Genomic DNA, 24,227 nt, shown 5'->3' on the forward strand with positions numbered 1-24,227 from the left:
TCGCCCACTGTGCTCCGCACCCTGATACTGCTCGCCCTGCTGACGATGGCGCCGGCCCTGCGCGCCCAGGAGCCGGCCGTCGAGCTCGCCGGCATCGGCTCCGCACCGATCCGGCTCTCGTCGCAATCCCTCGCGGCCCTGCCTGTCGCCGAGCGTGAGGTGACCTTCGAGACCTCGAAGGGACCGGCGACGCGGCGCTACAAGGGTGTGCTGCTCTGGGATGTGCTGCAGGCGAACAAGGCATTCGACGGCCTGAAGCCTGTCGAGCAATTGAAGAAGACCTTCCTCGTCAATGCCAAGGACGGCTACCAGATCGCCTTCTCGATCGGCGAGATCCATCCTGATTTCGGCAACCTGCCTCTGATCCTCGTCTCGGCGGTGGACGGCAAGCCGCTCGACGGCGGCTGGCGCCTCGTCGCACCCGGCGACAAGCGCGGCGCGCGAGCGGTCTATGAGGTCGTAAAGATCGAATTGCGGTGAGGCCGGCTGGCTTCCGCTTGGGGTCGATGAGGGACCTATCTCCTTCTCCGGCTTTTGCTAGAGTAAACCAATTAGATGGAGGTTCATGTGTCGCGGAGAGAGATGCTGAATCCCATCATCGGCTTGCTCCTCTTCTGCGGACTTGGCTTTCTTTCTCCGACAGAGGCGCGCGCGCAAACTCCGCACGATTACGCACTTCATAAAGCCATCGTGGCAGCTCAGAATAAAATTGTGACAGCAGCCAAAGATGGTAGCGGCGACACGCTGGCATCTATCTTCCATAACTCAACGCTTGAACTTTTTCTCTATAAGAAAAATACAATATCTCAGATGGAATAGCACAAAACCCTTGCCAGAGGGCATATGAAGAGCTTTCCGCTTCCGCACTGTTTCTTTCGATCTTCATTCGACCAAGTCGACAGATTTCGGGACCGGTAGATAGGGCGGGGAACGGGCGCGAAGCGGACAAGTGGTGGGACAGCCATAAGGAAGCCCTTGTTGAGTGTGAACGCCTCCTAAAGTTTCCTCAATCGCCAGCCGCCGGGCCGGATCGCTTAACGAGCGTCGTTTCGCGCTAAGGTGTCCGCAAAGGGCGGAAAGCAGCCTAGCCCTCTCCCCCTATCACTCACATCCGGAACACGCCGAACTTCGTTTCCGGCACCTCGGCATTGAGCGTCGCCGAGAAGGCCAGCGCCAGTACGCGGCGGGTCTCGGACGGCAGGATGATGCCGTCGTCCCAGAGCCGGGCCGTGGCAAAGTAAGGCGAGCCTTCTTCTTCGTAGCGATTGCGGATGGGCGCCTTGAAGGCCTCCTCGTCGGCGGCAGGCCAGCTCTTGCCCTCCGCCTCGATATTATCGCGGCGCACCGTCGCGAGCACGCTCGCCGCCTGCTCGCCGCCCATCACCGAGATCCGTGAATTCGGCCAGGTGAACAGGAAGCGTGGCGAATAGGCCCGGCCGCACATGCCGTAATTGCCGGCGCCGAAGGAGCCGCCGACCAGCACGGTGATCTTCGGAACCCGCGCCGAGGCCACCGCCGTGACCAGCTTGGCGCCATCCTTGGCGATGCCGCGCGTCTCGACATCGCGGCCGACCATGAAGCCGGTGATGTTCTGCAGGAAGAGCAGCGGAATGCGCCGCTGGCAGCAGAGCTCGATGAAATGCGCGCCCTTGACCGCGCTTTCCGAGAACAGGATGCCGTTATTGGCGATGATGCCGACCGGAATGCCGTGAATGCGGGCGAAGCCCGTCACCAGCGTCGTGCCGTAGAGCTTCTTGAACTCGTCGAACTCCGAGCCGTCGACGAGCCGCGCGATCACCTCGCGGATATCGTACTGCTTCTTGAGATCGGTCGGCACCACGGCTTCGAGCTCGGCCGGGTCGTAGAGCGGCTCCACCGGCTCGGCGATGTCGATATCCGGCCGCTTGACGCTGTTGAGGTTGCCCGCGATCCGCCGGGCGATGGCGAGCGCATGGGTATCGTCGCCGGCATAATGGTCGGCGACGCCCGAGAGCCGCGCATGGACATCGGCGCCGCCCAGATCCTCGGCCGAGACGACCTCGCCGGTCGCGGCCTTCACCAGTGGCGGGCCGCCCAGGAAGATCGTGCCCTGCTTCCGGACGATCACCGTCTCGTCGGACATCGCCGGCACATAGGCGCCGCCGGCGGTGCAGGAGCCCATCACCACCGCGACCTGCGGGATGCCCTCGGCCGAGAGCGTCGCCTGATTGTAGAAGATCCGGCCGAAATGCTCGCGATCGGGGAAGACCTCGGTCTGGTGCGGCAGGTTCGCGCCGCCGGAATCGACGAGATAGATGCAGGGCAAGCGGTTCTCGCGCGCGATCTCCTGCGCCCGCAGATGCTTCTTCACCGTCATCGGATAGTAGGTGCCGCCTTTGATCGTCGCGTCGTTGCAGACGATCATGCATTCGCGCCCGGCGACGCGGCCGATACCGGCGATCATGCCGGCGGCATGGACATCCCCCTCATACATGCCGAAGGCGGCAAGCGAACCGATTTCGAGGAAGGCCGAGCCCGGATCGGTCAGCCGCAGCACGCGCTCGCGGGGCAGAAGCTTGCCGCGCGCGGTGTGGCGTTCGCGGGACTTGGCGTTGCCGCCGAGCGCGGCGGTGGCGCGATGCTGCTGGAGTTCGCCGCGCAATCCGGCCCAGGCTTCGGCATTGGCGCGCGTCTCGGCCGAATTCAGATCGACCTTGCTCTCGATGACAGGCACGGGCGCGCTCCTCGACGACAATCTCTGCCGAGTTTATGGCGCGCCGCGTCGAAAACGCCAACCGGCGCGGACGCACGGACGCGGCCGTGCAAATCCGCGCCGCTGGATCGGCTCATTCCTTCATCTTGTTGATCGAGCCGGTCACCGACGGCGCGGCAACCGCGCCGATCGCGCCGCCGGCAATGGCCCCGATCGGCCCGCCGACGAGTGCGCCGGCGCCCGCGCCGGCCGCCGCACCGGCGATGCGCTGGTCGGTCGTGTTGCAGCCTGCGAGCAGCACGGCGAGGCCGCCGGCCAGAAAAAAGCTTCGCATTGTCGTCCCCATCTTCAACCCAACCCCGGCTGAAGATGGCGGCGCCATGGCTAACGGATGGTAAATCAGACCTGAACGGTGGGGCCGAACACGCGCTCGAACGCCTCGCGCAGCACCGAATCGACCTCCGGCATCGTCACCGGCAAGCCGAGATCGACCAGCGAGGTGACCCCATGCTGGCTGACGCCGCAGGGCACGATCCCGTCGAAATGCGACAGGTCCGGCTCGACATTCAGCGAAATGCCGTGGAACGAGACCCAGCGCCGCACGCGGATACCGATCGCCGCGATCTTGTCCTCGGTGTCGGCGCCCTTGGTGGGCCGGCGCACCCAGACGCCGACGCGATCCTCGCGCCGCTCGCCACGGATATTGAAATCGTCGAGCGCGCCGATCAGCCAGCCTTCCAGCGCGGCGACGAAGCGGCGCAGGTCCGGCTGACGCCGCTTCAGGTCGAGCATGACATAGGCCACGCGCTGGCCGGGGCCGTGATAGGTGAACTGCCCGCCCCGACCGGACCGGAACACCGGGAATCGCTCCGGCGCGATCAGGTCCTCGTCGCGGGCGGAGGTGCCGGCGGTATAGAGCGGCGGATGCTCGACCAGCCAGACGCGCTCGCGCGCCAGCCCGTCCGCGATCAGCCCGGCGCGGGCCTCCATCTCGGCGACGGCCTCGTCATAGCCGACAAGCCCCTCCGTCACGACCCATTCGACCGGCTCGGACGCCCCTTCCGGCAGGAAGGAGACGGCCAGTTCTTCACGCATCTTCACCATGGCTTAACCATGTTCCGCTCAAAGTTTCCGGGCTGGCGACACACCGGCCCGACCCGCGGAATGCCTCTTGCGCCCAAAACCGGCGGGCAGGCAAGTTTCGCTGGTCCAATTCTGAAGTAGGGTTCCGGAGGCAGGACTTGAAGGCCGATCTCGATCTCGTCCCGGTGGAACTCACGGTGGTGCTCGGCCAGACCGAAATGCCGATCTACAAGCTGCTGCGCCTCGGCCGCGGCGCGATCATCGAGCTGAACACCAGCGAGACCGACGAGGTCCAGATTCTCGCCAACAACCACCCCTTCGCCAAGGGAATCGTCGTGGTCAGCGGCGCCCGAATCTCCGTCGAGATCACCCAGATGCTCAAGCGCCCGACGATCTACACCCTGCAGACCGTCGCCGACGCCGCCTGAACCAGCCGATCTGGGGAAAAATCGCGGTTCTGCGTTTTTCCTTGATGACACCCTTGTGGCAGCGGATTCGATTTGCTAGATCGGCGCCGCTCCCTGGTTGCACCGCCCGCAACCGGAACCGAGCTGCGGTCGTGGCGGAATTGGTAGACGCACTACCTTGAGGTGGTAGCGGGGAGACCCGTGGAGGTTCGAGTCCTCTCGACCGCACCAAATTCGGATGAAAATCCAGCGAAAGGCGACCCTCGGGTCGCCTTTCGTGTTTCCGGGCAATGTCAACGACTTCGGCTCAAGCCTTCAGATTTCGTGTCAGCTGCGATTCGCCTCCCGGCATCGGCACGCGGCTTCGTCCCGCCCAAGTTCGGGCTGACAGGTGGCAGAACTTTGGTAACGTAAACCAGCCATCAAACATTCCCAGCAATTCTCCGCGACATGAACGCTCGCCGCATGCCCCGTTTCCGTGCCCTGCCCCTCCTGGCCGTCGCCGCTTTCGCGGCGCTCGGCGGCTGCGTGGCGCTCGACAACTACCCGTCGAAGGGCGATGCCCGGCCGCATCCCGGCGTCGCGACGGCGCATCAGTATCCGATCCACGGCATCGACATCTCGCGTTGGCAGGGCGAGATCGACTGGAACGCCGTCAAGGCGGCAGGTACCCGCTTCGTCTACATGAAGGCGACCGAGGGCGGCGACCATGTCGACCCGACCTTCCGGCGCAACTGGGAAGGCGCGCGCCGCGCCGGCATCCCGCGCGGCGCCTATCATTTCGTGTTCTGGTGCCGCCCGGCCCATGAGCAGGCGGTCTGGTTCAAGCAGCAGATCCCGAACGATCCCGACGCCCTGCCGCCCGTGCTCGACGTCGAGTGGAACGGCCATTCGCGGACCTGCCCGCAGAAGATCGACCGCGAGCTCGCCCGCGAGAAGATCGCGCTCATGCTGACCGAGCTGGAGCAGCTCACCGGCAAGAAGCCGGTGATCTATACCGACATCACCTTCCATCGCGAGGTGCTGGAGGGGCAGTTCAACAACTACCCCTATTGGATCCGTTCGACCGCCGCGCTGCCGGAGACCCGTTACAACAACCGGCCCTGGGCGTTCTGGCAGTTCACCACCACCGGCCGCGTGCCGGGCATCCGCGGCGATGTCGACCGCAACGCCTTCTTCGGCAGCGAGAGCCAGTTCGCCGGCTGGCTGCGCGGCGAATACGATATCGGCACGCGCCGCTGGGACAAGCGCGAGGGGCCGGCCCAGCCTGCGCCCGTCCAGCAGCAGCCGCTGCCTCCTCCCTCCGCGCCCGAGCCGCAGCAGCCGAGCGACGTGCCCGTCGCACGTATCCCCGGCAGCGTGCCCGCCGTCGCCTCGACCATGCGGGCGATCGACAACCAGGTCGAGCCCGTCGTCCTCGACTGAGCGGACGGGCGAAACCGCGCCGGTTAACCAAGGCTGAAATTCATTCCTAGACTGCGCCGCAATTCTAACCGGCGCTTAACCACGCTCCTCGCATCTGGACCTGTGATGCAGGAGAAACACATGCCAGCGCGCAAGCTGACCGGCGGACGGATCGGGCTGAAAGCCCTCGCCCTCATGGCCCTGATGATAGGTCTCATCGAGCCGGCGCAGGCGCTCTATCCGAAGAAGGGCGACAGCTCGCCCCATCACGGCGTCCGCGATGCGCGGCGCAAGGTGATCCAGGGCATCGATGTCTCCCGCTGGCAGGGCGAGATCGACTGGGCCCGGGTCAAGGATGCCGGCACGCGCTTCGCCTTCATCAAGGCGACCGAGGGCGGCGACCATCTCGATCCCAATTTCAAGCGCAACTGGGCCGAGGCGAAGAAGCACGGCGTCGCCCGCGGCGCCTATCATTTCGTCTGGTGGTGCCGTCCCGCCAAGGATCAGGTGCGCTGGATCAAGAAACACATCCCGCGCGATCCCGATGCGCTGCCGCCGGTGCTCGATGTCGAATGGCAGAACGACTCGCAATGCACCCGCAAGATCTCGAAGGAGCTGGCCATGGCCAAGATCAACGAGATGCTGAAGGGCCTGCGCGAGCATACCGGCAAGAAGCCGGTCATCTATACCGACATCAATTTCCACGAGGACGTGCTGGAGGGCGAGCTCAACGACCACCCCTTCTGGCTGCGCTCGACGGCGGCGCCGCTGGCGAAGCGCTATGAGCGCGACCGCTGGGAATTCTGGCAGTTCACCACCACCGGCCGCGTGCCGGGCATCACCGGGGATGTCGACCGCAACGCCTTCTTCGGCAGCGAGCGCGAGTTCGAGGCCTGGCGCCAGGGTCGCTTCGACATCGGCACGCGCAAATGGCATGGCAGCGAGCCGAAGGTCGCGGAGCGCACGCCGCCGCAAACACCCGCCGGCCTGCGCGCGCCCAAGGATGCCGGCGGCACTAGGCTGAAATTCGCCCCGCCCGGCCGGATTCCCAACGCACGCACGGCCGATAACCGCCGAGCCGACGTGACCGGCTCGATCGGGCGCGATTGAGACAGCTTTGCCGGCTGTCATGCCGCCGTCATATCCGCGGCGCCCTTAGGCGCCGCGCCGCCGGAGAGGTCCGTGGCGACAGCGGAAGCCCGGCATGTTCAGCGATCTCCAGTACCAATCCGGCATCATCTGGGCCTATCGCTTCGACGCGGACGGAGAGCCCACCCGCATCCCGCGCGACGAGATACCGGATCTCGCCCCCGCCGGGGGCTTCGTCTGGCTCCATCTCGATCTCGTCCATACCCGCGCGCAGAGCTGGGTCGCCGAACAGGACCTGCCGGATGCGACGCAGGAAGCCTTCCTCTCGCATGAGCCGCACCAGCGGCTGGACCACTCCGCCAATCTCGCCTGGGGCGTCTCGCACGACCTGATCCGCGACATCGCCGACAAATCCGAGGATGTCGGCGCCCTGCGCTGGATCATCGGCGAGAGCTTCCTGCTGACCGGGCGGCGCGAGGCGCTGCATTCGATCCGCATGACCGCCGAGGCGCTCGATCGCGGCGAGCCGGCCGCGAGCCCGGCCGGGCTGTTCGAGCAGATCATCGAATACATCATCGACGACGTGACCGATGCCGTCGTGCGCCTCGTCGACGAGACCGACAGCGTCGAGGACCATATCCTGCTCGATCGGCTGCATGACGGTCCACAGCGCGTCGGCGCGGTCCGACGCACCGCGGTGCGGCTGCATCGGCAGCTCAGCGGCTTGCATGTCCTGTTCCGCCGCTTCGCCGAGACCCAGTCCGGCCGCAGCGCCCCGGACGCGGTCAAGGCCGCCGCCACGCGATTGCTCCAGCGCGTCGACGGCCTGCATCACGATGTCCAGTCGGTGCAGGACAGGGCACGGCTATTGCAGGACGAGATCGCCGCCCGCTCGGCCAGCCGCACCAACCGGCAGCTCTATGTGCTCTCGCTGCTGACGGCCCTGTTCCTGCCCGCGACCTTCATCACCGGCCTGTTCGGCATCAATGTGAAGGGCCTGCCCTGGGTCGAATCGGAGGCCGGCGCGGTCTTCGTGGCGCTGACCTGCCTCGCCGCCGCGCTGCTCACCCTCATCCTGCTCAGGCGCCGGGGCGTGATCGGGAGCTGAGAGTCAGGGCTTGGCCAGCGCCGCCCCCGGCCGTTCGGTGATGCGCAGGACATCAAGCACGCCACCCTCCTCCACCGGCAGCACTTTGTTTGCCGCAAGCCCGGTCTGGCTCTCGGGCTCCAGCATCACTGGCAGCAGCGCCGCCAGCGGCTGATCGAGGCCGATATAGACATCGCCCGGCGCGAGCTGCACGGAAGCTGCCTCCACGGCGTAGCTGCCCTTCACGATCTGGCCGGCGCCGGTATCGTCGCCGCGCCCATCCTCCTTGGCGCCCATCTCAACTTTCACGACCCTGTAGCGTTCGCCCGGGACCGTCGCTGCCTTGGTCACCGTCTCAGTCTTCAGCCCCAGCCGCTGCAGCGCCTCGATCGCGTCAACCGCCTTCGCTTGCAGCGCGTAGCCCGCCGGGCGCGGCCGCATCAGCGTGGGCTCGATATCGAGCGAGGACAGCCATTTCACCTCGACCGGCTTGTCCTGCCCCGTCGCCGGATCGATGAAGGTCAGCGTGCGCTGCTCCGCCTTCTGCCGCGCCGTGACGATGAAGGGCGTTCCCGGCTTGATCGCAGCGACCTCGGCCTCGGCCTTGCGGGTCGCGGCGAGGATATCGCCCGGCCGCTGCGCCGCGAGCTTGATCACGGCTTCGGAGGCGATGACATGGGCCTGCACCCGCCGCCCCAGATGCGCCCGGCCGATGCCGATGCCGCGCGTTTCCAGCAGGAGGCTGACCGCATTGCGCAGGCCGGCGATGTTGCGGCCGGTATCGGCGCCGATGCTGCCCATCGCCACCGGCGAGGCCGGGTTCGCGCCATCGGTCGTGTGATACCACTCATAGGTGACGCCGGCCGTCTCGAAGGCCGTCCGCAGCGCCGGCAGCACGACATCGTCCTGGATCTGCTTCAGGGCCGGCGCGAGATTGGGCACCGTCGCCGCCTGGATCATGCCGTCGACCTTGACCATCCCGCCGACCTTCTCGACCCAGCGGCCGGCCACGGTGAATTCATGGCAATCGAGCAGGATGTCGGGGCGGTAGCGCGTGAACAACTCGGCGATCGCCCGGATTTCCGGCGTGCGCAATTGCGTATGATCGCGGTTGGGATCGACCCCGTTGGCCAGCGCCCGGCGATAGCGATCCGCCCCGTCCGGATTGCCGCGCGGGATGATGACGACATCGATCGACTCAAGCAGCGGCGCCAGATTGCCCGCCCCGAGCCGCTCCGCCAGCACGAGCATCGCCTCGCCACCGGCTGGCTCGTTACCATGCTGCTGGCCGATCAGCATCACCACCGGCCGCTGGCCCTTGCCGATCGTGTCGAGGCCATGGCGCGAGAACACCAGGGCGGGCATGTCGCGCCCTTCCTGCGTCTTGGCGATGATCGAGAGCGTCATCTGCGGCGCCCGCTCCTTCAGCGCCGTCACGAAGGCCATCATCTCGGCCTGGCCGGTGAAATCGGTCTTGCCCGGCGCGAAGGCCGGCGTCGTGAACGCGACCTGCGGATCGGGATAGCGCTCCGCCACCGCCGGGCTCTCGCGATAGGCGCTTTCCGGCTTGAACTGCGCCAGCGCGCCGCCCCCCAGAGCCACCGCGAGACCGGCTGCGAGGATGATCCGACCGTTCATGGCGCGCTCCCGCCTGGGATATGGAAGAGCTATCCTAAGTCCGCGCGCGAGCGGCCTGCAACAGCCTCGATGACCGGGTCGCCGCCTTGGCTCGCGAGGCGCTTGATGATCAAGCTTGAGCCTTCGCCGCCCGCTGCTGCGCCCGCTTCTCCTCGGCCTTGGCGCCCCAGAAGATCGCCGCGCGGATGAGCAGGAATTCCAGCACGAAGATTCCCGCGAACGCCCCGGCGATGAGCAGTTGATCGCTGCTGCGATAGCGCGCGATGCTGGCGAAGCCGCCGGGCATCGATCCGGCGACGACGAGCACGAAGACGGCCTGCAGCACGAAGGTCGCGAGCGCGCAGAGCAGCGCGACCGACCAGGCGCGGCCGGACGGCGGGCGGGCCTGCTCTCGTCTGAACCAGATCTGCCCTGTCCACGAAGCAGCGCTCCAGATCAGGATGAGGCCCAGCGCGCCCGTGCTGCCCGGTGACTGCTTGAAATAGGATTCAAGCGCCATGATCGCGATGTTGAGGACGATCACCCCCGCGACGAGAAAGGCGATGAAGCGCAGAAGGAGGGCCCCATTGGACATGGGCGACACGGTCGAGGGCTGAGACATGCGGAAACTCCGGGCAGGCATGGTGCGCCCTGCGGCTACGCTGGCCGGCAAGGCGGGTAAAGCCCGGGCACTGCATAGGGGGCAGGCTCTTCGAAGGCTCCAACCCGTGCGAAACCGCCCACATCGCCCGCTGCTCCACTCGGCCTGACACCGGCATTCCCGATCTGTAAGCTTGCTGCAAAGCGGCCGGCATCCAGGCTGCGCAAAACTGTTCGACCCGGGAGGACATCATGCTCGCCAACGCGCCGCGCCCGTTCAATTTCGACCTCGGCGAGACCGCCGACGCGATCCGCGACACGGTCCATGCCTTCGCGCAGGAGAAGATCGCCCCGCGCGCCGAGGAGATCGACAAGACCAACCAGTTCCCGCGCGATCTCTGGCCCGAGATGGGCGCGCTCGGACTGCACGGCATGACGGTCGAGGAAGAGTATGGCGGCACCGGACTAGGCTATCTCGAGCATTGCATCGCGGTCGAGGAGGTGTCGCGCGCCTCCGCCTCGGTCGGCCTCTCCTACGGCGCCCACTCGAATCTCTGCGTCAACCAGATCAGCCGCAACGGCAACGAGGCGCAGAAGCGGAAATACCTGCCCAAGCTGATCTCGGGCGAGCATGTCGGCGCGCTCGCCATGTCCGAGCCGGGCTCGGGCTCGGACGTCGTCTCGATGCGCACCCGCGCCGACAAGAAGGGCGACCGCTACGTCCTCAACGGCAACAAGATGTGGATCACCAACGGCCCGATCGCCGAGACGCTGGTGGTCTACGCCAAGACCGATCCGGAAGCCGGGCCGCGCGGCATCACCGCCTTCCTGATCGAGAAGGGCATGAAGGGCTTCTCGACCCACCAGAAGCTCGACAAGCTCGGCATGCGCGGCTCCGACACCTGCGAGCTCGTCTTCCAGGATTGCGAGGTGCCGGAGGAGAACGTGCTCGGCACGGTCGGGCGCGGCGTCAACGTGCTGATGTCCGGCCTCGACTACGAGCGCGTCGTGCTGGCGGCTGGCCCGCTCGGCATCATGCAGGCGGCGCTCGACGTGGTCATGCCCTATGTCCACGAGCGCAAGCAATTCGGCCAGTCGATCGGCGAGTTCCAGCTCGTCCAGGGCAAGGTCGCCGACATGTATGTCGCGATGAATTCCTGCCGCGCCTATGTCTATGCCGTCGCCAAGGCCTGCGACCGCGGCGAGACAACCCGCGAGGACGCTGCTGGCGCCATCCTGATTGCGGCCGAGAAGGCGACGCAGGTTGCGCTCGATGCGATCCAGCTCCTCGGCGGCAACGGCTATATCAACGATTATCCGACTGGCCGCCTGCTGCGCGACGCCAAGCTCTACGAGATCGGCGCCGGGACGAGCGAAATCCGGCGGATGCTGATCGGGCGGGAGCTGTTCAACAAGACGAAGTGAGGCTAGAGGGCCTCATGCCCCTTTACTTCGCCTATGGCCTCAACATGGACTCGGTCGGGATGGCCGAGCGCTGCCCGAAGGCGCGCCCGCTCGGCCCGGCCCGCTTGCCGCGTCACCGCTTCATCGTCACGCGCGACGGCTATGCCTCGGTGATCCGCGATCCCCGCGAGGAGGTCCATGGCGTGCTCTGGGACTGCTCGCTCAGCGACATGCGCGTCCTCGACAAGTTCGAGGAGCTGGCCAGCGGGCTCTATGTGAAGATCAGCCAGCCGGTAATCGTGCCGGGCGGCGCCAAGCGCGCGCTGATCTATATCGGCCGCTCGGGCGATCCCGGACGGCCGAAGCCGGGCTATATGGAAGCCGTCATCGCTGGGGCAAAACATTTCGGCCTGCCAGAGACTTACGTCACCGGCTTGAATCGGTTTCTGACGAAGCCGAATTTCGATCTGAAGGGCTTGAATCAGGATGAGAACGCGCCTCTGCCGCCCGGCCCGGTGAAAGGCGTCAGGCCCAGGGCTCTCGCGCCGAAATGACGCGCTCTCCCTTCTCCCCCTGCGGGAGAAGGCGCCTCCGCGCAGCGGAGACGGATGAGGGGTCGCGCAACCTCGAACGTCAGCGCAACGACGCTAACGATCAAGCTCGCGAGACCCCTCACCCCATCCCTCTCCCACAGGGGGAGAGGGGGCAAGTCGAGCCTTACGCCGCCAGCCCCTTCGCCAGCTCGCTGACCTGCTTCTCGAACAGCGCGCGATAGGCGCCGTCCTGCCGGGTCAGCAGGGCCTCGTGCGGCCCCTCCTCGATTACCCGGCCGCGATCGAAGACCAGGATGCGGTCCATGGCCCGCACCGTCGAGAGACGATGCGCGATCACGATCGTCGTGCGGCCCTCCATCAGGCGCTCGATCGCCTGCTGGATCAGCGCCTCCGATTCCGAATCGAGGCTCGACGTCGCCTCGTCCAGGATCAGGATCGGCGCATCGGCCAGGAAGGCGCGGGCCAGCGCGACACGCTGGCGCTCGCCGCCCGAGAGCTTGATGCCGCGCTCGCCGACGAGCGTGGCGTAGCCCTTGGGCAGGCGCATGATGAACTCATGCGCGTTGGCGAGCTTCGCCGCCTGCTCGACCTGCGCCAGGCTCGCGCCCGGCCGGCCATAGGCGATGTTCTCGGCCAGCGAGCGGTGGAACAGCACCGGCTCCTGCTGCACGATCGCGATCTGCTGGCGCAGCGACGCCTGCGTGACATCGGCGATATCCTGCCCGTCGATCGCGATGCGGCCCGCGGTGACGTCGTAGAGCCTCTGCACCAGCTTGACGAAGGTCGTCTTGCCGGAGCCCGAGCGGCCGACGAGGCCGACCTTCTCGCCGCCACGGATGGTCAGCGAGAAATCGCGGTAGAGCGGATCGTGATGGCCTCCGTAATGGAAGGTCACGTCCTCGAAGGCGATCTCGCCCGCCGTCACGCTCATGTCCACAGCGCCCTTCCGGTCCGGCACGCCATAGGGAAGGTCATGCATCCAGACGAGCTCCTCCATGTCGTTGACCGAGCGCTGCAGGTTATGGACGTGCTGGCCGACATCGCGCAGATAGCCGTGCACCACCGCATAGGCCGTCAGCACGAAGGCGACGTCGCCGGGCGAAGCTTGCCCGTTCGCCCAGAGCCAGATCACGAGGCCGATCACCGCCGCGCGCAGCACCAGCAGCACGACGTTCTGGCCGGTGCCCGACCAGGTGCCGCGAATCCAGGCGCGCCGCGTCCTGAGGCTCCACTTGGAGACAACCGTCGCCAGCCGCAGGTCCTCGCGCGCCTCGCCGCCATAGGCCTTCACCACCGGGTTGCAGGTGATGGCATCGGCCAGCGAACCGCCCAGACGCGTGTCCCAGGCGTTGCCAAGCCGCGCCGCCGGCGCGACGAAGCGCAGCGAAAGCGCCAGCGTCAGCCCGATATAGGCGAGAGCACCGAGCGCCACGACGAGCCCCATCGCCGGCCAGTGCCAGGCCAGCACCGCCGTCATGCCGAGCAGGATGACGAGCGACGGCAGGAGCGCGATCAGGACCGTGTCGGTCAAGAGGTCGAGCGCCCACATGCCGCGCGTGATCTTGCGCACCGTCGAGCCCGCGAAATTGTTCGCGTGCCAGTCGGTCGAGAAGCGCTGCAGGCGCGCGAAGGCCTCCTGCGAGACGTCGCTCATCGTGCGCAGAGTCATGGTGGTGATGCCGGTGAAGGCGAAATGCCGCCCGATCACCATGATGGCGGCCAGCACCATCATCGCGCCGAGCGCCCACAGCGCCGCCTCAGCGCCGCCGGAGCCGGCAGTGCCCGACACCGCATCGACGAGGCGGCCGGCATAGACCGGCGTGAACAGCTCGGCGAGCGTGGCGACGATGGTGACGCCGGCCACCCAGGCGACCTGCCCGGGCTGACGCGCCCAATGCTTGAACGTGAAGCCGAGAACGGCCCGGAACGGCTCGCGCCGCCCGGTTTGAGTATCGTGAGACATAGCGTCATTCGGCGCCGAGACGGCCGCCGACTCCGAAATCAGGCGAAGACGACGGCGCGCGCCGGCTTCGGCAATGAAAGATGGAAGTTGGAAAAAGGCTCAGGAGACTGCCTGGAGGCGGGCCTCGTGCGAGACCGACCTAGTGCCGGGTTGGTCGCATGGGAGTGGCTGCGGTGTTGATAAATTTCATTCAGCCCTCCCTTTCTTGAGTTGGAGCCAAGGTGGAGGAAGATGCCTGATGTTTAAGCAGCGCGCAAGCCCGCCTCCCATGCAATGGCTGCACGAGGCGTCTTCGCCCAATTCAAGGCAGAGTTGTACGCCGGCTTACCAGAACAGCGCGAAGAGCCGGATCGCGATCACCAGCAGGAAGGCCGCGATGATCGTGCCCAGCACCTGCTGGCGTTTGGCGTGATTGGGCCAGGGCCGCGCGAGCAGCTTGCCCAGCGGCTTGCGGAAGATGAAAGCCGCGACCAGCAGAACGATGATGATATGCGACAAGATTCGCTCTCAGCCCTTCTTGTCGCCGGCGGTCATGTCGACCGGCGCGCCCGCCTTCTTCCAGGCTGAGAACCCACCAGCCACATGAGCGACCGGCCTCAGCCCCATCTCCTGCGCGGCTTGCGCAGCGAGCGCCGAGCGCCAGCCACCGCCGCAGAAGAAGACGAAGCGCTTATCCTGCTGGAAAACCGGCTTGGCATAGGGGCTTTCCGGATCGATCCAGAATTCCAGCATGCCGCGCGGACAATGGAAGGCGCCGGGCACCCGCCCTTCCCGCTCCAGCTCGCGGGGATCGCGCAGGTCGACGAAGACCACGGCGTCGCTGCCATGCAGCGCCTGCGCCTCTTCGACGGAGAGCGTCTCGATCCGGCTCTCGGCCTCCGCGACCAGCGCCTTGTAGCCCTTGGTGATGGTCTGCGGCATGGCGAATGCCCTCCCCGAATCCGGCCGCACCGTGGCGGCTCGCCGGTGCAGCGTCAATGCCATCAGGCTTGTCGCCCGCGCGGCTTCGTCACAAGCTGCTTGCCTCTCCGGCTCCCGAAATGGCAGAGCGGCAGCATGCTCGGTTTCAGCAATCTGGACGTCATCGCGCTCGCGTTCTTCGCCGCCTCCTGGATCGGCTACCACTATGTCGTCGAGCTCGGCCCGCACGCCGCCCGGACGCTGAACATGCGGATGAACCAGCGCCGCGCCCGTTGGATCCGCGAGGCTGCGGGCCGCGAGGTGCGGATCGTCGACACGCAAGTGATGGGCGGTTTGCAGAACGGCACCGCCTTCTTCGCCTCGACCTCGCTGCTTGCGATCGGCGGCACGCTCGCCCTGCTGAACGCCACGGACCGCGCCGTGGCCATCTTCAGCGACCTGCCCTTCGTGCCGGTGACCCTGCGCTCCGTCTGGGAGGTGAAGATCATCGGGCTCGTCGGCATCTTCGGCTATGCCTTCTTCAAGTTCGCCTGGGCCTACCGGCTGTTCAACTACTGCGTCATCCTGGTCGGCGCCCTGCCACCGTTCGACAGCAAGGACGAGCAGGCGATGGCCCATGCCGTGCACGAGACGATCGAGATGAACATCGCCGCCGGCCGGCATTTCAACCGCGGCCAGCGCGCCTTCTTCTTCGCGCTGGCCTATCTCGGCTGGTTCCTTGGGCCGGTCACCTTCATCGGCTTCACCGGTGCCGTGCTGATCGCGATGTATCGCCGCCAGTACGCCTCCGACGCCGCCCGCGTCTTCACCTATCCGAGTGGGCCATGAGCATCGAACCCGAAGCGATCGAGAGCACCATCCTCGACCTGCTGGCGCAGCGCGAAGCGGGCCTGACGATCTCGCCGATGGATGTGGCCCGCCGCCTTGGCGGGGACCATTCTGACGGCTGGGGGCCTTTGATGCAGCCCGTACGACGGGCCGCCGTGAAGCTGATGAAGGAAGGCCGGCTCGTCATCACCCGCAAGGGCCGCCCGGTCGATCCCGACGATTTCCGCGGCGTCTATCGGCTCGTGCTGCCCGTGGCTGTGCCCTGAGTTACGGCGCCGGGAAGAGCTCGTCGGTATAGCCCGCAAGCCGGTACGCCACGAGGCCGACCCATTCCTTGAAGCCGTTATCGGCGATTTCGAGCGCTCGTGGCGCGCGGGCGTAGGGCCGCACGAAATCGCCGGCCTTCCCGCTCGACCAGAAATCGACCGGAAAGGCTTCGACCGCGAATCCGGCCTTGCGGAACACGCCGATCGAGCGCGGCATATGCCAGGCCGATGTCACCAGAAGCCAGCGCTCACCGGGCTTGGGGTCGACGAGGTTGCGCGTGAAAATGGCGTTCTCGCGCGTGTTGCGCGACTTGTCTTCAAGGATAAGCCGGGCGGGCTCGAGTCCCAGCCCTTCGAATAGCAGCTTCGCTCCGTCCGCTTCGGTCACGACCACGTTCGAGGTGAGACTGACGCCTCCGCCAGTGAAGACGACCTTCGCCTGCGGATGCAGCCGCGCCAGCTCGACCGCCTTGGTCATGCGCGACGCCGATGCGTTCATGGCGACATCGCCTCGCGACATGCCGACGGCGCCGCCGAGCACGACGATGCCGGTCACCGGCCCCTTGCGGGCATCCTGCTGCGGGAAACGGTCCTCCAACGGCCTCAGCACGGCGCGCGGCAGCGGGCTGAACGCCATCAGGCCAAGCGCGATCAGCGAGATCAGCCCGATCCAGCGCGCCGGCCGTGCGAAGCGCGTGAAAGCGAGCAGCGCCGCGAGGCCCGCAAGCAGGATGGCAAGATTGACCGGCGACAGGACGAACCAGACGAGTTTTGAGAGAACGAAGAACATCGAGGGCCTGGTCCGAAGGAAGACGGCTCAAGTCCTATCGGTAAATGCTGACGGCTTTCTGAACCGGGGCGTCCCGAAAGCGCCTTCCGGGATCGGCGCGCGATCAGCGAATGATCTGCGGCGGCGATTGCGGGCGTCGCCCGCCGGCCTGCGGAAGGGCCTTCGCGAGCTCGATCGCGCGGCCGGCGACCTCCCGCAATTCGCAGCCGGCCTGCCGCCCGGCCTGCAGCGCCTCGCGCTGGGTCGCGCCGTAGAAGGCGCACTTCTGCGTGACATAGCTCTCCCAGGCGAGCTGCAAAGCGGCAAGCCGGCTGCGCTGGCCGCCATCGAGCCCGCGTCCCGTGACTTGCAGGGCAAGCGTCAGGCGCTCGCGCCACGCCGCCTCCTCGCGCCGGGCGCAGGCTGCCTCGGCGCCGCGTTGATCATTGCTGGCTGCACGCACGCAGGCGACGGCCACCGTACCGATGCAGGCTGATTGCGAGGAGCCCGCATCGCGCAGGCAGCCCGAGAGCGCCGCCAGATCGGTTTGCAGAGTCGGGGAGGTCTGTGCCACCGCCGGCGCGGTCGCAGCGAGGCTGCACAGAAGCAGGATCGTCCGAAAAGCGCTCATGCCGCCATCATGCCAGCGGCAACGCATTGATCAAGCGGGTCGTTGCGACCTCACGCGATCGGCAACGGCAACGCGGCCTGCGCCGCCGGCCTCGCGAAGAGCGTTTCATACCAGCGCTGGACCTGCGGCCGCGCGATCCGCTCGACCGGCATGTTGAGCCAGCGATGTGCGCCACAGCCCACCGCGATATCGGCCATGCCGAAGCGCTCGCCTGCCAGGAACGGCCGATCCGCCAATTGAGCCTCGAGGATGGCCATCAGCGCCTCGGCACGGGCCACGCCCTCGGCGATCACCTTCGGCTCGGTGAAGGCCGGGACCTTGCGCACCACGCCCCAGAGCACCGGCGCCAAGGCCGGCTGCAACTCGGACTGCATCCAGTCGATCCAGCGATCGGCCAGCACACGCCGGGCGGGTTCCTCCTCCCAGAGCAGGCCCGAGGCATAGCGGGCCGCAAGATAGCGCAGGATGCTGCTCGATTCCCAGAGGACGAGTTCGCCGTCGCGCAGCACGGGAATCTGCCGGTTCGGGTTCATCGCCGCGAATTCGGGCGTATCGAGCCCGCCGAACGGCCCGCCGACATCGATGCGCTCGAAAGCCTGCCCGGCTTCGCCCGCGGCCCAGACCACCTTCTGGACGTTGATCGAGCTCAACCGCCCCCAGATCGTCAGCATGACAGATTCCTCAATCGCGTCCGCTCCCGGACGGCAAGCGACAATACAGTTCCGACAGCCCTCATCCTGAGGAGCCGCGGCACGCGGCGTCTCGAAGGATGTTCCAGAGAGCGCAGGAGCCTACTGGATCATCCTTCGAGACGCAGCCTTCGGCTGCTCCTCAGGATGAGGGCTCGCGGAGTTCTCAAGCGATCGCTCAGGCGAATTCCATGATGACGGCGTCGACCGCGAGGGAGTCGCCCTCCTTCGCCAGTATCTTGGCGATCGTGACGTCCTTCTCGGCGCGCAGCACGTTCTCCATCTTCATCGCCTCGACCATGGCAAGCGGCTCGCCCGCCTTGACCTCCTGCCCGACCGTGACCCCGATCGACTTGACCAGGCCCGGCATCGGGCAGAGCAGGAACTTGCCGGTATCGGCCGCGACCTTCTCCGGCATCAGCGCGGCCAACTCGGCCTCGCGCTGCGTGTAGACATGGGCGTTGGCATATGCGCCGGCATGGCCGAGCGCGACGCCGTTCAGGATCGGCCGTACCTGCGCCGCGACCTTCACCCCGTCCAGCGTGCCGTGCCAGACCGGTTCGCCCGGCACCCAGTCGCTGGCGACGCTGACGCTGCGGCCGGCAAAGGCGATAACCACCGCCCCGCCCCGCTCCGTCACCTCGCCCTCGAAGCGCTCGGACCCGAGCTGGACGATGCGCAGGCGATCGAAGGAAACCTTGCGCCAGCCTTCCATCTGCGCCGAGACATGGCGCTTGCGCTGGTTCATGCGGTGGTCGCAGGCGATGGCGATCGCCGCCATGCGCTGCGCGGTCTCGCCCTGCGGCACCGGCAGCGAGAAGCCCTCGGGGAACTCTTCGGCGATGAAGCCGGTCGAGAGATTGCCGGCAATCCAGCGCGGATGCTGCATCACCGCGGCGACGAAGGGGATGTTGTGGCGGATACCGTCGATGGCGAAAGCATCGAGCGCGCGCGCCTGCGCCTTGATCGCAGCCTCACGCGTCGGCGCATGCGTGACGAGCTTGGCGATCATCGGGTCGTAATAGATCGAGATCTCGCCGCCCTCGAAGACGCCGGTATCGTTGCGCACCATCGCCTCGCCATCCGGCCCCTCGCTCGGCGGCCGATAGGTTACGAGCCTGCCGGTCGAGGGCAGGAAGTTGCGGGTCGGATCCTCCGCATAGACGCGGCTTTCGACAGCCCAGCCGTCGAGCTTCACATCGGCCTGCGTGATCGCGAGCTTCTCGCCGAAGGCTACGCGGATCATCTGCTCGACGAGATCGATGCCGGTGATCATCTCCGTGACGGGATGCTCGACCTGCAGACGGGTGTTCATCTCGAGGAAGTAGAAGGATTTGTCCTGGCCGGCGACGAACTCGACCGTGCCGGCGGAGTCGTAGTTCACGGCCTTGGCCAGCGCGACCGCCTGCTCGCCCATCTTCTTGCGGGTCGCCTCGTCGAGCAGCGGCGACGGCGCCTCCTCCAGCACCTTCTGGTTGCGGCGCTGGATCGAGCATTCGCGCTCGCCGAGATAGATGACGTTGCCGTGCTTGTCGCCGAGAACCTGAATCTCGATATGGCGGGGATCGACGATGAACTTCTCGACGAAGACCCGGTCGTCGCCGAAGGAGGACGCCGCTTCCGACTTGGCACGGGCGAAGCCCTCCGCCACCTCAGCCGAAGAATGGGCGATGCGCATGCCCTTGCCGCCGCCGCCGGCCGAAGCCTTGATCATCACGGGATAACCGATCTCGTCGGCGATGGTCACGGCATGCTCGGGGCTCTCGATGATGCCAAGGAAGCCCGGCACGGTGGAGACCTTGGCCGCGGCCGCCGCCTTCTTCGATTCGATCTTGTCGCCCATCGCCGCGATCGCGCCGGGATTCGGGCCGATGAAGACGATGCCGTTATCCTTCAGTGCCTGGGCAAAGGCCTCGCGCTCCGACAGGAAGCCGTAGCCGGGATGCACGGCCTCGGCCCCGGTTGCTTTGCAGGCAGCGATGATCTTGTCGATCAGCAGATAGGACTGGGCGGCGGGTGCGGCACCGATATGCACGGCCTCGTCGGCCATCTCGACATGCAGCGCATCGCGATCCGCGTCCGAATAGACGGCGACCGTCTTGATGCCCATCCGCCGCGCCGTCTTGATGACACGGCAGGCGATCTCGCCGCGGTTCGCGATCAGGATCTTCGAGAACATGCGCGGCCACTCCCGGCTTCAGACCAGACTGCAATAGCCGGGGTCTATGGGATGCCGCAACTGCCGTCCACCGATGCGAAAGTCGGCTATAGGCCAAGCCGTTGTGCAAGGATGCACAGGCTCGGGCGCCGAGTTAATCGCGGGAGCGCCTCCCCAACGCCGTCATGCCCGGGCCTGACCCGGGCATCTTTCACCGGAAGGGGCTCCCTCTTCCGGCCTGAGATTCTCAGGGCGAGCCCGAGAGTGACGCCTAGCTCAGCTCGCGAGCAGGACGACGCGCGGGGCGGCGCCGACGCCGGCGCGGATCACATCCTTCGCCGCGCCCTTGGCGAAGGCGAAGGCGAGCAGCGTCTCGTCGCAATGCTCGGCCTCACGAACGATCTCGTTGGCGATACGCTGGGCCGTCGCGGTCGGCCCCTCGCCGGCCGAAAGCGTCGTCACCAGCCAATGCGCCTTGTCGCGGTCGATCACGCCGGTCGGGCGGTTCTCCCAGACGGCGAAGTCGACGACCAGCGCCACGAGGTAATCCGCGTAAGCCTTGCAGTTGAGCGGCACGGCCCGGTCGAGCGCGATGAGAACATCGACGATATCCCGCGTGATGACGATATCGCTCAAGATGTCACGGTGAAGCATCTTGACGTCTTCTTCGTCGATCGCGCGGCGATCCATCACGCGATCGACGAATTCACGAAGCTCATGATCCATCATGTTCGAACCCCTGTCCGGCGTTGTTTTGTGCCGGTACGTTCCTGCTGTGGGAACACCATGCACCCCGCCTCGGCATCAGGTGGTTAATGCGCAAATCTGAACGGTTATTCAGGTTAAACGGAACTGAGTCGGCGTGGTTGCGAGGATGTTACTGGGCCGCGGCATGCTGCCGGAATCCTCCCGGCGAACGGCGGCGGCCGAACGCCCGGACAGCAAGCCGCGCAGGCAGGTTCGGACGGAGATGAATCCCGCCTGGAAAGGCAAAGCTTCGGGCGGCTCTACGCCGCCACGGCCTTCGGCAATCCCAGCGCCGCCGGCAGCTCCGGGAACGCGCGCAGGACATGCCGGGCGCCAAGCGAGACGAGCTTATCGACCGGCTGGAAGCCCCAGGACACGGCGACGGGTACCACGCCGGCGGCCACCGCCATCTCGATGTCGAAGGAGCTGTCGCCGACCATCGCCGTGCGCGCGGGCGCAGCTCCGGTCTCCGCCATCGCCCGCTGGATCATGCCGGGATGCGGCTTCGAGGGCGCATCATCGGCCGACTGCACCGTGTCGAACAGCCCCTGCCAGCCATGCCGGGCGACGATGAACTCGGCGCCCTTGCGCGACTTGCCGGTGGCGATGCCGAGCTTCAGCCCGCCATGGCGCTTGAGTTCCGCCAGCGTTTCCGCGACGCCCGCGAAGAGCGGCTCGTCCAGCGACGGATCGCTCTCCGCCTGCACCCGCATCGCACTGAAAACCTGGCGATAGGTTTCGGTCAGCACGTCATCCGGCTCGGCAAGCCCGGCGAGCTGCGCCATTGCGATGTCCAGGGTCAGCCCGACGATACCTAAGCCCGCCTCGCGCCCCGGATGAACCCGCCCGCAGCGCCTGAAGGTCTCATACTGCGCTTCGAGGATGATCGCCTCGGAATTGATCAGCGTGCCGTCGAGATCGAAGATGATGAGGTCCATGCCGGCGCTTTAGCCCGGATCGCCCCGGCAATCCACTGCAGGCCCAGCATGGCTCCATCCCACGAAGCTCAGCCCTTGGCCTCGCGGGCACAGCTCTCCACCGCCTTGCGCAGATCGGCGCCATCGAGCCCCTTGCCCCGCGCCTCCTTGCGGCATTCGGAGCGCTGCGCGAGGTCCGGCCGCTTGCCGTTGAAGCAGGCGGTCAACGCCGCGATGCGCGTGGAACCTTCCAGCTTGCGCGCGTCGACCTCTTCCTTACAGGCGGCCCGCGCCGCGACCGCGGTCGGCTTGCCATCGCGGGTCACACCGTCACGGGCATAGAGCTGGACGCCCGGGAACTTGCCCTGCATGCAGATGCGCATCGCCGCGCGCAGGTCGTCGCCGGTCAGCGCGACATTCTCGGACACGCAATCCTGTCGCGCCTTGGCCCGTTCGGCCCGCGGAATTGGCTCATCCGCAGATGTGGTAGCAGGTGTCGGCGCAGGCGCCTTGGCCGGCGCGGCGTTCTGAGCCTGTGCGGCTCCGCCAAAGCCGAGAACGAAGGCGGTAACGATCAAAACCGAACGCATGGTCAGCCCCTCCGATGACGAGAACATAATTAGAACAGAAAGCGTTTTGTTCCGCAACTGTTCTCTTACGTTTCGTCATCACCCGAAGAGAGGCGAGAGAGGCGTCACTCGTCCGGGGCCTCGACGATCGGGTCGTAGGGTGCGTCGTCGAAGCCGAGCAGGTTCCAGCTCTGGCGCATATGCGGCGGCAGCGGCGCGCTGACATCGATCGTACCCTTGCCGCGCGGATGCGGCAGCACGATCCGCCGCGCCAGCAGGTGCAGCTTGTTCTGGATGCCGCCCGGCAGCTCCCAATTCTGGATGTTGAAATACTTGGGGTCGCCGATGATCGGGTGGCCGATATGGGCGGCGTGGGCGCGCAATTGATGCGTGCGCCCGGTCACCGGCTTCAGCGAGAGCCAGCCGAGCTTCTGTGCCGCCGTCTCGACCACCGCGTAATAGGTTACCGCGTGCATCGCGCCATCGTCGCCATGCTTGGCGACGGCCATGCGCTGGTCGCCGTCATAGGCCTCTTCGCGCGCGAGATAGGTCGAGACCCGGCCCTGGCGGACGCGCGGCACGCCCGCGACCAGCGCCCAGTAGACCTTGCGGGCCGAGCGCGAGCGGAAGGTCTTGGCCAGCGTCGCCGCCGCGAAGCGCGACTTGGCGATGACGAGGCAGCCGGCCGTGTCCTTGTCGAGCCGGTGGACGAGGCGCGGCTTCTGCCCGTCCTTGGCCGTCAATGCCTCCAGCATCTGGTCGACATGGCGCGTCGTGCCCGAGCCGCCCTGCACGGCGAGGCCGGCCGGCTTGTTGAGGACCATGACGTCGTCGTCTTCGTAGAGCGTGATCGAGCGCAGGAAACCGATCGTGTCAGCATCGGCCTTGGCCGAGCGCGGGCGCTCCGCCTGTTCCTCCAGCTTCAGCGGCGGGATACGTACGGTCTGGCCTTCGCTGAGCCTGTCCTTGCTGTCGGCGCGCTTGCCATCGACGCGCAACTCGCCCTTCCGGACGATGCGCTGGATATGGCTGAAGGAGAGCTGCGGGAAGCGAGCCTCGAGGAAGCGGTCGATCCGCATCTCGTTCTCATCCGGCGTGACCACGAGCTGCTGCACGCCGGTCGAGAGCACCTTGGCGGTCTCGGCCTTGACCTCGGCACGGGTCGGCTTGGGAGTTTCCTCCACGGGCCGCGGACGGACAGCGCGCTGCACGCGCTCCTCGCCGCCGGCCGGGCGCGCCGCAGCGCGGCGCCGGGCATCATGGCTCGGCCGCTTGCCGCGCGGAGCGCCGGCCGATGGCGGCTTGCCGCCACGAGGGGAGTTGCCGGCACCCTTGCCGCCCGTCCCCCTGCTACCCGTGCCTTTGCCGCCAGCGCCCTTGCTGCCGGGGCCTTTGCCGCCCGTCTTCATGACATGCTCCGCATCACAGCAAGGCCACCGACCAGCGCCGCCAGCGACAGCACGACCGAGCCGATCACATAGGCGGCCGCCAGCATCGCCTCGCCGCGCTCCCAGAGCAGGACGGCATCGAGCGAGAAGGCCGAAAAAGTGGTGAACCCACCGAGGATGCCCGTCGCCAGGAAGAGGCGCAGGTCCTGCGGCATGCCTTCGCCGGCGCGGAAGGCGAACCAGCCGGCGACCAGCCCCATCAGCGCCGAGCCGACGACGTTGATGGCCATGGTCCCATAGGGAAAGCCCATGCCGAACCAGCGCGGCGACACGACATTGATGCCGTGTCGCAGGGCGCCGCCGATGCCGGCGCCTACAAAAACGAAAGCGGTGGAGATCATCGCTGTGGAATAGAGCGCACAGCCGCCTTGCACAAACGAAATC

General features: G+C 66.7%; 26 protein-coding genes, 1 tRNA gene and 1 pseudogene. 11 read left to right on the forward strand and 17 right to left on the reverse strand.

Features of this window, described 5'->3' with window-relative positions; genetic code table 11:
* Positions 1-9 precede the first annotated feature (9 nt).
* Together AC3WMA_RS17140 and AC3WMA_RS17145 are read left to right on the forward strand one after the other, a co-directional pair.
* A complete protein-coding gene (locus tag AC3WMA_RS17140) occupies positions 10-480 on the forward strand; it encodes a hypothetical protein (RefSeq protein WP_492286574.1) in 471 nt (156 codons plus the stop codon).
* A gap of 102 nt (positions 481-582) precedes the next feature.
* Positions 583-819, forward strand: a complete 237-nt coding sequence (locus AC3WMA_RS17145; RefSeq protein ID WP_492286575.1) for a hypothetical protein — start codon at positions 583-585, stop codon at positions 817-819.
* Positions 820-1,105: 286 nt separating this feature from the next.
* On the opposite strand, the gene AC3WMA_RS17150 is transcribed toward AC3WMA_RS17145, so the two are convergent.
* The 3 genes from AC3WMA_RS17150 to lipB form a co-directional block, all read right to left on the reverse strand.
* On the reverse strand, positions 1,106-2,713 hold the full coding sequence (locus AC3WMA_RS17150; RefSeq protein ID WP_492286576.1) for a carboxyl transferase domain-containing protein: 1,608 nt from the start codon (positions 2,711-2,713) through the stop codon (positions 1,106-1,108).
* A gap of 112 nt (positions 2,714-2,825) precedes the next feature.
* Entirely contained in the window at positions 2,826-3,026 is a 201-nt protein-coding gene (locus AC3WMA_RS17155) for a hypothetical protein (RefSeq protein ID WP_492286577.1), read from the reverse strand.
* A 65-nt stretch (positions 3,027-3,091) separates the two neighbouring features.
* Positions 3,092-3,796: a lipoyl(octanoyl) transferase LipB gene (lipB, locus tag AC3WMA_RS17160; protein WP_492286578.1), complete on the reverse strand. Its 705-nt coding sequence runs from the start codon at positions 3,794-3,796 to the stop codon at positions 3,092-3,094.
* Between the two features lie 137 nt (positions 3,797-3,933).
* Here lipB and AC3WMA_RS17165 point away from each other — a divergent pair, with 137 nt between their 5' ends.
* The 5 genes and pseudogenes from AC3WMA_RS17165 to AC3WMA_RS17185 all read left to right on the forward strand — a co-directional run bounded on the left by AC3WMA_RS17165 (position 3,934) and on the right by AC3WMA_RS17185 (position 7,783).
* On the forward strand, positions 3,934-4,203 hold the full coding sequence (locus tag AC3WMA_RS17165) for a FliM/FliN family flagellar motor switch protein (RefSeq protein WP_257735169.1): 270 nt from the start codon (positions 3,934-3,936) through the stop codon (positions 4,201-4,203).
* A 125-nt stretch (positions 4,204-4,328) separates the two neighbouring features.
* Positions 4,329-4,413 (forward strand) — tRNA-Leu (locus AC3WMA_RS17170).
* A 219-nt stretch (positions 4,414-4,632) separates the two neighbouring features.
* Positions 4,633-5,406: pseudogene (locus AC3WMA_RS17175) on the forward strand (glycoside hydrolase family 25 protein); the annotation flags it as partial.
* A gap of 321 nt (positions 5,407-5,727) precedes the next feature.
* Positions 5,728-6,696 (forward strand): glycoside hydrolase family 25 protein, encoded by a 969-nt coding sequence (locus AC3WMA_RS17180; protein ID WP_492286579.1) that lies wholly within the window; start codon positions 5,728-5,730, stop codon positions 6,694-6,696.
* 94 nt (positions 6,697-6,790) lie between these two features.
* Positions 6,791-7,783, forward strand: a complete 993-nt coding sequence (locus tag AC3WMA_RS17185) for a CorA family divalent cation transporter (protein ID WP_492286580.1) — start codon at positions 6,791-6,793, stop codon at positions 7,781-7,783.
* 3 nt (positions 7,784-7,786) lie between these two features.
* On the opposite strand, the gene AC3WMA_RS17190 is transcribed toward AC3WMA_RS17185, so the two are convergent.
* Both AC3WMA_RS17190 and AC3WMA_RS17195 read right to left on the reverse strand, forming a co-directional pair.
* Complete coding sequence (locus AC3WMA_RS17190; RefSeq protein ID WP_492286581.1) at positions 7,787-9,400, reverse strand: M14 family metallopeptidase; 1,614 nt, start codon at positions 9,398-9,400, stop codon at positions 7,787-7,789.
* 109 nt (positions 9,401-9,509) lie between these two features.
* Positions 9,510-10,001, reverse strand: a complete 492-nt coding sequence (locus tag AC3WMA_RS17195; protein WP_492286582.1) for an ABZJ_00895 family protein — start codon at positions 9,999-10,001, stop codon at positions 9,510-9,512.
* 230 nt (positions 10,002-10,231) lie between these two features.
* Here AC3WMA_RS17195 and AC3WMA_RS17200 point away from each other — a divergent pair, with 230 nt between their 5' ends.
* Positions 10,232-11,404 (forward strand): isovaleryl-CoA dehydrogenase, encoded by a 1,173-nt coding sequence (locus tag AC3WMA_RS17200; RefSeq protein WP_306223973.1) that lies wholly within the window; start codon positions 10,232-10,234, stop codon positions 11,402-11,404.
* A 14-nt stretch (positions 11,405-11,418) separates the two neighbouring features.
* The gene (locus AC3WMA_RS17205; protein ID WP_492286583.1) at positions 11,419-11,937 is read left to right on the forward strand and encodes a gamma-glutamylcyclotransferase family protein; all 519 of its coding nucleotides are present in this window, start codon (positions 11,419-11,421) and stop codon (positions 11,935-11,937) included.
* A 163-nt stretch (positions 11,938-12,100) separates the two neighbouring features.
* Here the strand turns inward: AC3WMA_RS17205 and AC3WMA_RS17210 are convergent, their stop codons facing one another.
* From AC3WMA_RS17210 to AC3WMA_RS17220, 3 genes are all read right to left on the reverse strand, one after another.
* Positions 12,101-13,900, reverse strand: a complete 1,800-nt coding sequence (locus AC3WMA_RS17210; protein ID WP_492286584.1) for an ABC transporter ATP-binding protein — start codon at positions 13,898-13,900, stop codon at positions 12,101-12,103.
* Positions 13,901-14,224: 324 nt separating this feature from the next.
* Positions 14,225-14,398 carry a hypothetical protein gene (locus AC3WMA_RS17215; RefSeq protein ID WP_492286585.1) on the reverse strand — a complete coding sequence of 58 codons (174 nt, stop codon included), beginning with the start codon at positions 14,396-14,398 and terminating at the stop codon, positions 14,225-14,227.
* 9 nt (positions 14,399-14,407) lie between these two features.
* The gene (locus AC3WMA_RS17220; protein WP_492286586.1) at positions 14,408-14,821 is read right to left on the reverse strand and encodes a rhodanese-like domain-containing protein; all 414 of its coding nucleotides are present in this window, start codon (positions 14,819-14,821) and stop codon (positions 14,408-14,410) included.
* Between the two features lie 135 nt (positions 14,822-14,956).
* Here AC3WMA_RS17220 and AC3WMA_RS17225 point away from each other — a divergent pair, with 135 nt between their 5' ends.
* Complete coding sequence (locus AC3WMA_RS17225) at positions 14,957-15,649, forward strand: DUF599 domain-containing protein (RefSeq protein WP_492286587.1); 693 nt, start codon at positions 14,957-14,959, stop codon at positions 15,647-15,649.
* Entirely contained in the window at positions 15,646-15,915 is a 270-nt protein-coding gene (locus tag AC3WMA_RS17230) for a DUF3253 domain-containing protein (RefSeq protein WP_492286588.1), read from the forward strand. Before AC3WMA_RS17225 ends, AC3WMA_RS17230 begins: the two co-directional genes overlap by 4 nt.
* Position 15,916: 1 nt before the next feature.
* Here AC3WMA_RS17230 and AC3WMA_RS17235 read toward each other — a convergent pair whose 3' ends face one another.
* The 9 genes from AC3WMA_RS17235 to crcB all read right to left on the reverse strand — a co-directional run bounded on the left by AC3WMA_RS17235 (position 15,917) and on the right by crcB (position 24,184).
* Positions 15,917-16,705, reverse strand: a complete 789-nt coding sequence (locus AC3WMA_RS17235; RefSeq protein WP_492286589.1) for a YdcF family protein — start codon at positions 16,703-16,705, stop codon at positions 15,917-15,919.
* A 103-nt stretch (positions 16,706-16,808) separates the two neighbouring features.
* The gene (locus AC3WMA_RS17240) at positions 16,809-17,315 is read right to left on the reverse strand and encodes a lysozyme inhibitor LprI family protein (protein ID WP_492286590.1); all 507 of its coding nucleotides are present in this window, start codon (positions 17,313-17,315) and stop codon (positions 16,809-16,811) included.
* Between the two features lie 50 nt (positions 17,316-17,365).
* The gene (locus AC3WMA_RS17245; protein WP_492286591.1) at positions 17,366-17,986 is read right to left on the reverse strand and encodes a glutathione S-transferase family protein; all 621 of its coding nucleotides are present in this window, start codon (positions 17,984-17,986) and stop codon (positions 17,366-17,368) included.
* Positions 17,987-18,182: 196 nt separating this feature from the next.
* A complete protein-coding gene (locus tag AC3WMA_RS17250) occupies positions 18,183-20,183 on the reverse strand; it encodes an acetyl-CoA carboxylase biotin carboxylase subunit (RefSeq protein WP_492286592.1) in 2,001 nt (666 codons plus the stop codon).
* 255 nt (positions 20,184-20,438) lie between these two features.
* Complete coding sequence (locus AC3WMA_RS17255) at positions 20,439-20,891, reverse strand: hypothetical protein (protein ID WP_492286593.1); 453 nt, start codon at positions 20,889-20,891, stop codon at positions 20,439-20,441.
* 278 nt (positions 20,892-21,169) lie between these two features.
* Positions 21,170-21,847: an HAD-IA family hydrolase gene (locus AC3WMA_RS17260; RefSeq protein WP_492286594.1), complete on the reverse strand. Its 678-nt coding sequence runs from the start codon at positions 21,845-21,847 to the stop codon at positions 21,170-21,172.
* 68 nt (positions 21,848-21,915) lie between these two features.
* A complete protein-coding gene (locus tag AC3WMA_RS17265; RefSeq protein WP_492286595.1) occupies positions 21,916-22,416 on the reverse strand; it encodes a hypothetical protein in 501 nt (166 codons plus the stop codon).
* 104 nt (positions 22,417-22,520) lie between these two features.
* On the reverse strand, positions 22,521-23,804 hold the full coding sequence (locus AC3WMA_RS17270; RefSeq protein WP_492286596.1) for an RluA family pseudouridine synthase: 1,284 nt from the start codon (positions 23,802-23,804) through the stop codon (positions 22,521-22,523).
* Positions 23,801-24,184, reverse strand: coding sequence for a fluoride efflux transporter CrcB (gene crcB, locus AC3WMA_RS17275; protein ID WP_492286622.1), 384 nt, complete (start codon positions 24,182-24,184; stop codon positions 23,801-23,803). The genes AC3WMA_RS17270 and crcB overlap by 4 nt, the downstream gene beginning before the upstream one ends.
* Between the last annotated feature and the right edge of the window lie 43 nt (positions 24,185-24,227).

Source organism: Allobosea sp. FW305-C-101 (genome assembly GCF_058783685.1).